Genomic DNA, 7024 nt, shown 5'->3' with positions numbered 1-7024 from the left:
TACGAGAAGTCGTTAACGGACTGCCTCAAGTTTTCGCATTTACATTCCACTATGGTTAGATTAATTATTAATAAATATATATCTGAATACGATAAATTAGATTAATTTACATTCCACTATGGTTAGATTAATTATCTTTTTTTGTCGCTCTGCGCACCTTCGGTGAAAAAAATTTACATTCCACTATGGTTAGATTAATTATCCGTTTTTTCGGCATGAAATATGAAAATACAAAATGTTTTTCATATTAAATTTATAGTAAGTCAATATAAAAATAATATAACATTACAAAATACAAACCTATTTCAAAAAACTTGTCTGTCGATAATCCGTAAAATATTATACATTATATATCAACATACTTTTATTTTATATAAAATTTGAAGTTTTGTCAATATCTTCTTTTACCAAAAACTCTTTTTCAAGCCACTTTTCGTTTCTGCTTTTGAAAACTATGCAGGAATCTTTATTTTCCCTTAATATGTCAAAGAGCTCTTTTTTTAATTTCAAGTATTGAGCTTCGGAAACCTCGCCCTCAAATACCGATTTTTGTATATGATTAAGATACCTTTTGCAAATATTAAAAACTTTTTTCAATACATAAGGATTATCTTCATCGTTTACTTCTATATCATACATTAAAATTATATACATTTCTACCACCATATTTTAAACGGAGAATATTCTTTTTCGCCGAGTAAATGTTTTATTATTTTATAAAGTTCGAGTCTCATTAAATGTTTATAAGAGACATCTCTATTTAATACTCTATGCCTTATCGTAGTCGTAAGTCTTTTTTCCACTTCGCCCATAATTTTTTGAAGAGTATTTTCTTTAAGTCTTAAAAAATTGCTTTCTTTATCAAAATTATTTTCCGAGATAACATTTTTATTAAGAAAATAAAATATTAATCTGTCTACTATTAAAGGTTTAAAAATTTCCGCGACATCGAGCGATAAAGAAAATCTTTTAACGGAAGGCTCATGCAAATAACTTATCGTTGGATTTAATTGCGTTCTGTATATTTCCGAAAGTATTTTTGAATAAAGAACGGAATTTAAAAAACTTATAAGAGAGTTAATCATATTATCTGGAGGACGCTTTACTCTTTTTTCAAAATCTATTTCCTGATTTATTATTTTATTCCAGCTCCTGTAATATATTCTATGAACATTTCCTTCGATTCCCATTATTTCGTCAATTTTATTATATTGTTCCAAACTTTCTTCAAGTTTTGTTATCGATTCTATTTCTTCGTTTAAATCCCGTCCTCTCATATTATAATATCTCAAATTTCTTAAAATATTTTCAGTCGCTCCGTAAACGAATTTTTTAGCGAGCGAAATTCTTTTTTGATAATCGGTATAAAATGCGACTTGTTGAACGAGCAAATCGCCCGAAACTAATTTTTCTCTCGGATAAAAACTTCCCGCGTAGAATTCGTAATAATTAAAAAAGTGAACGCAGATTCCCGTTTGAGATAAAAAATTAATTAATTTCGTATTAATCGTTATCTCTCCGAAAGCGTAAATATCGTATATTACTTCTATCGGCAGATTTCTTTTTTCTCCCGTAGATTTGACAAATTGCAAAGTATTGTCTTTTCTTTTTAGCTCTCCGCTTGAAAATAAATAATAAGACTGACGCATAAATCCTCATATATAACAAAGTTCGTAATAAGCGCATTTCAAACAGCTTTTTTCGTTTATCGGTTCGGGAATAATTTTATTTTTAAGTATTTTATCAATTTTTTCAAGATTGCTTTTTATATTTTCTATATCCTCTTCGGTTAAAATAACTTCTTCCGTATATTTTGATTTCGGAATATCGAGCCGTCCTTTAATATTTTCAAAACCATGATTTTTTAAAATAAAAAGATAATATTTAATTTGATTTGTAGCCATTTGTTTTTCTTTATTCGATTTTTTCACTTCATGCACAATATTCTTTTTAAGAAAATCTATATTAACCGTATTGTCTATTAAAAAATTATGCCTTTCGTTTTTATAAGTCGTCTCGTCAATAAGTTTTCCAATTTCCACCAATTCGCTTTCCTGCTCCATAGACAAATTATGATAAGAAAGCCAAACTTTTCTCTCGCATAAAAAACTATAGGAATAAATAGTTCCCGATACATATTTTAATTCTTCCGCATCGTTAATCATAATTAATCGCTTAAAATTATATTTGCTTTACTTTCCAATAATCCTAATTCTTTGTCGTATTCTAAATCGACTATATGTATTTTATCAAATTTATTTTTTCCTAATTCGATTGGTTTAATTCCTGCATTTGATTTAAGGCTTTTATATGAACGAACGGAAGTTGTAAATCCTAATATTTCATTTTTCTTATTTATTAAGTTTTTCAAATCATCTTTAGTTTTCTTTTCTTTATCTCTTATTTCAAGATATTCGTTTATAATATTATTTTCGTTTTCTATTATAGACAAATATATTTCTTCAGGTATTACAGTTACGCTGTCTATCGCTCTAAATAAATCAGCGGCTTGAGATTTTTCTATAAAAGCTGGAGAAAGATTTTTAAGCGCTTCATAATTTTTATATATACTTTCTACATAATCGCTATTTTCCAATTCTTTAGTATTATAAACTTTATCAATATATTCCAATTTCTGCTCTTCGGTAAAAATATTATTGTCGTATTCTTTTATAAATCTAATCGCTCTCTCGTAAAGCTCCAAATTATAAACGCTCTCTTTTTCCGTGCCAACTCCGACTTTAGTATCGTAAATAAAAATATTTGGTTCGTCTTTTTTGTAAATTCTATTTCTATAGCATCTTCCCATTCTTTGAAGCAAACTATCGGCTGCGCACATATCGGTATATAAAATATCAAAATCTATATCCAAACTTGCCTCTACTATTTGAGTCGAAATCCATATTCCCGCGTCATTATTTCTTTCTTCTTCTTTTGTGGAAGCAAATTTTTGTATTTTTATTTCTCTATCTTTTCTATCATTAAAAATAAATCTTGAATGAAGTAAATTAATTTCTATATTTTCTTTATTTTTTTCTTTAAGTTTTTTATAAACTTCTTGTGACCATTTAACCATATTGCAAATTATAAGAACTTTTTTATTTTTAGCGTTTTCTAAAATTTCGTTATAATTAAAATCTTTTTCTTCTTCGTTTTTAAATTGGGTAAATTTTATAAAATGTCTTTTGATACTGTTTCCGTTTTCGTCTTTCTTTATAAAAATTTTTGGAGTTTCAAATTTTATATTTTCTCTTTCCATTAATTCTTTTATTATAGGCGGAAGAGTCGCCGTCATTATACAAAATTGTCCGCCCAAATCGTTTATAACTTTTAAACCGTATAAAATAAAAGCGGTTATTTCAGGCGTATATGATTGAATTTCGTCTATTATTATTTTGCTATATTTCAAAGTAGCTGGAAATATTTCAGTTCCCAAAGATTTAAAAACAAAATAAAAAAGCTGGTCAATAGTGCATACAGTGAAAGGATAAGACAGTTTTTTACTTTTGCCGTATTTTTCCAAAGCGTCTCCAAAATCCGCGTCCTCTTTCATTATCTCGCTTACTGCATCCGAATGAAGAAGAGTAATTTTTGCTTTATCATAATAATTCTCGTTTCGTATTCTTTCGTAAATCGCATTAATCGAAACTTTAATTGGCAAAGTATAAAAAGTTTTTGAATCTCCCGCCCAAAGTAAAGCCCCTTCGGTTTTTCCAATTCCAGTTGAAGCTATTACTATTATATTTTTGTCTTTATTATCTTTCATGAATTTTTGACAATCATTTGGAAATTTTATTTTTTTATCTTTTTCTTTTTTTATCTTAAAAGCGTCTTCAACATATTTGGATGCGTTATCCGCTGTAATTTCAAAATCCTCTTCGTTAATTCCAAATTCATAGTCCTTTTTTTCTTTATTATAAACAAAAGCGCTTGCAGCGTAATCTATTTTATTTAACATTCCTTTTATGATTATAAATTTTAACCAGAATTCATAATGATTTTTTATTTTGCATTCATTATTAATAATCACATTTTCTTCCATGCCGTCAATTTCGCAATATAGATTTTTATTATATATTTCATTACATTTTTCCACATTATATTTTAAATCTTCATTAACTATACTATTTAATCTCTTAAATTCAATTCTTTGTTTGTTGTTATCTAATAATTCTCTGTTATGGTGATTAAATATTGCTGTAGCCAAAACTTTTATATCTATATCGTCAAATCCAAATTCTTTTTGTAAATTAGCAATATCTATAAAACAACAACTTAATATGCCATGCGGTATATCTCTTATATTTAATTCGTTATATAAATCATTTAGTTTTTTATTAGTCGGATAATCTTTTTGTATATATTCTTGGAATTTATAATTCATTTTTCCTAAATCATGTAGCTTGCATGCCGTTTCAATTAAATTTAATTCTTTATCGTCAAATTTACTTGAATAACTTTTTTTGAAATTGTCAAATAATTTTAAAAGTTTATTGGCATGCTCTTCTATAGTTGCCGTATGCGTTTTATTTTTGTCAGATTTAGCAATATATTTTATCATCTAAAAAAACTCCTAAACCTTCATCTTCATTTGTTCCTTTTTCTACAAAAACGCCTTTATTAAATTTTATACGACTTTCTCTCGGTCTCATATATTTAACATTTATTTTGCCTTTTTCTTTTTCCCATTTTCTGATTTTAATGCCATCTTTTTCGTCTATATAAAATTTTTTATTAATCAAATATCTTGTCCCAGCTTCTAATATGTCGTCTTCTTCATTAAGATATATCACTGGTATATAAGCGTTATGTCTTAATTCAATTTTATTAGGCGCTTCTACAATCTCAATCAATTCTGCGGAATTTATAATTAAAATATCTTCATGTCGTCCCAAAGATGGATAAATTTCTGGTTTATTTAGTTTATCGCATACTTCTTTTAAAAGTTTTATATCTTTCATATATACATGAATTATAAGAAATAAATCTATTAAAAGTTCTACACTTCCAACGCCCCTGAAAGAAGCGCTTTTCAAACTGCTTTCTTTTTTATTAAAACTATATTTTGTAAATAATCCATAATGGGAATTGGCGCTTTCTCCTTGAACGCTAATATACATTTCTTTATATTCCGTAAAACCGCATAATTTATGTATCATTCCTATAACGGAAGAATATGGAGGCAAAGGGTATGACTGCCATATTTCATTGAACCCTTGCCTTTTATAATTAACCATATTTTGAAAGCATTTTATTTTAATTACCTGCATCATAATAATTATTAACCTCTTTAGTTAATTTATCAAAAAAGTCAACTATACTTTCAGACTTTAACTCGCTTTTTATTTCCTCGCCGTTAGAAAATTTTTCTAATAAACAGCCAATATAAGTTTCTCCCATATTTTTACTATCAATTGAATTTAATATTTCCTTAATTAAAGGAACATTTAACTTCTTATATTCGCTCAATTCTAATCTATTTGCAAAAAATGGATTTTTTATATTATAAATTCCGCCTATAGCAAAAATCGGATTCATATTTTTTGAGTCCGCTTTTATATCTCTATGCAAGAATTCTATTCCTTCCAATAATTTTATTATTCTATCTTTGCATTCTTGTATATTATCTTTTTGCAAATCTATGCCGTCATTTTCATCAACTCCCACCAAATCTAAATCAACCGTTACGGTATAAGCATAATATGATTTGTGTATTTCTGCATTATATGGTAGCAACCCTTCTTTATTTTCAGTTCTATTTGCTAAAGATAAATTAGTTCCAAATTCCATATCTCCGTTATAATTTTCTAAAGATATTGCATTACTAAATCTTACAACCGCCGCTCTTATTTTTTGTTTTCCCTTTTCACTTTCATTTTCAGTTTTACTTTTGCTTTTATCTTCATTTTTACCTTTGGGCTTGGTTTTCATATAACCAAATAAATCTATTTCGGGCGATTCTTTTATATTGCTATCCCATGTATATTGCGCTACTTTACCTTGAGCCGCCGCTTTGGTATTAAGCCAACCTAAATTATTCTTTAAACTAAATATTAAAGCCTGCCTTGATATATAGGTATATGAATTACCATCCGCTCTGCTTATCCTCTTTAATGCAGATACATTTCCATAGCCTTCGCCATAGTTTGCGCTGTCCGCTTCAAAAATGATGCTTAAAGTTAATCCTTTGTTTTTCATGTTTTCCATGATTATTCTCCTTTTGATTTTATTCTTTATAATTATTATTTAATTTATTTATTTTCTTTATCTGTTTTCTCATATGCTCTGTTAGAACTAGCTGAATAAGAATATCTTAAATCTTTAAAAATATCTTTGCTTTCTTTCATATCCATCGCTCCGTTAAAACCAGCCAAATAAGAATATCCTAAATCTTTAAAAATATCTTTGCTTTCTCTCATATCCATAATTATATTAGGTATATTTTTACCTAACGCTATATAGGTATGAAATAAAATATCTCTAAAAAGATTAAAGTTACAAGTCTGAACGGAGTTAACAAGTTTAAAACTCATTCCCTTTATTTTATCCGTGACTTCTTGCGAATAAACCTTTTTGTCTATGCTTTCGGCTATATACATTCGCAATATAAACCCTTGCTTGCATGCTTCTTCGCCTTTTTGAATCATATCATTCATATTTTTATCCCCTTTTGTAAATATTGAATTTTTTATTATTTGTATTTTTAAAATTAAATATAACGCTTTTATTATATCATTAAATTTAATTTTATCAGGATACTTTGCCATATAAATTTTATACAATAAATTATATTGATTAACATTTCTAAAAATATTTTCTAAACATTCGTTAAAAGCATCCAATGAAGTTTTATTATCAAACGAGCATTTAATATTATTACTATATAATTCACTCAAATATCTTTCGGAGGCTTTAAGAATATGCAAAACATTTTTATCAATATTTTTTATTACATATCTATATTTATTATCATTATACTCATTTATTACAAATTCTATACCTTCTATTTCTTTCTCTTTTTTTT

The 7024-nt window shown here is 27.1% G+C and carries 7 protein-coding genes; all 7 read right to left on the bottom strand.

Annotated features, from left to right (window positions below):
• Positions 1 to 369 precede the first annotated feature (369 nt).
• Complete coding sequence (gene cas2 / locus ACR0QS_RS09245; protein WP_137997433.1) at positions 370 to 654, bottom strand: CRISPR-associated endonuclease Cas2; 285 nt, start codon at positions 652 to 654, stop codon at positions 370 to 372.
• Between the two features lie 2 nt (positions 655 to 656).
• The gene (cas1b, locus tag ACR0QS_RS09240; protein ID WP_432633155.1) at positions 657 to 1649 is read right to left on the bottom strand and encodes a type I-B CRISPR-associated endonuclease Cas1b; all 993 of its coding nucleotides are present in this window, start codon (positions 1647 to 1649) and stop codon (positions 657 to 659) included.
• A gap of 6 nt (positions 1650 to 1655) precedes the next feature.
• Positions 1656 to 2165, bottom strand: coding sequence for a CRISPR-associated protein Cas4 (locus tag ACR0QS_RS09235; protein ID WP_432633154.1), 510 nt, complete (start codon positions 2163 to 2165; stop codon positions 1656 to 1658).
• A gap of 2 nt (positions 2166 to 2167) precedes the next feature.
• Positions 2168 to 4561, bottom strand: coding sequence for a CRISPR-associated helicase Cas3' (cas3, locus tag ACR0QS_RS09230; RefSeq protein ID WP_432633153.1), 2394 nt, complete (start codon positions 4559 to 4561; stop codon positions 2168 to 2170).
• Positions 4542 to 5273 carry a CRISPR-associated protein Cas5 gene (cas5, locus tag ACR0QS_RS09225; RefSeq protein WP_432633152.1) on the bottom strand — a complete coding sequence of 244 codons (732 nt, stop codon included), beginning with the start codon at positions 5271 to 5273 and terminating at the stop codon, positions 4542 to 4544. Before cas5 ends, cas3 begins: the two co-directional genes overlap by 20 nt.
• Positions 5257 to 6207: a type I-B CRISPR-associated protein Cas7/Cst2/DevR gene (cas7i, locus tag ACR0QS_RS09220; protein WP_432633151.1), complete on the bottom strand. Its 951-nt coding sequence runs from the start codon at positions 6205 to 6207 to the stop codon at positions 5257 to 5259. Before cas7i ends, cas5 begins: the two co-directional genes overlap by 17 nt.
• A 44-nt stretch (positions 6208 to 6251) precedes the next feature.
• Positions 6252 to 7024 (bottom strand): hypothetical protein (locus tag ACR0QS_RS09215; protein WP_432633150.1); only part of this gene is annotated, 773 nt, incomplete at its 5' end.

Source organism: Brachyspira sp. (assembly GCF_050873525.1).
In the GTDB taxonomy this organism is placed as follows: Bacteria; Spirochaetota; Brachyspiria; order Brachyspirales; family Brachyspiraceae; genus Brachyspira.
This window is presented reverse-complemented; position numbering and strand designations above follow the sequence as displayed.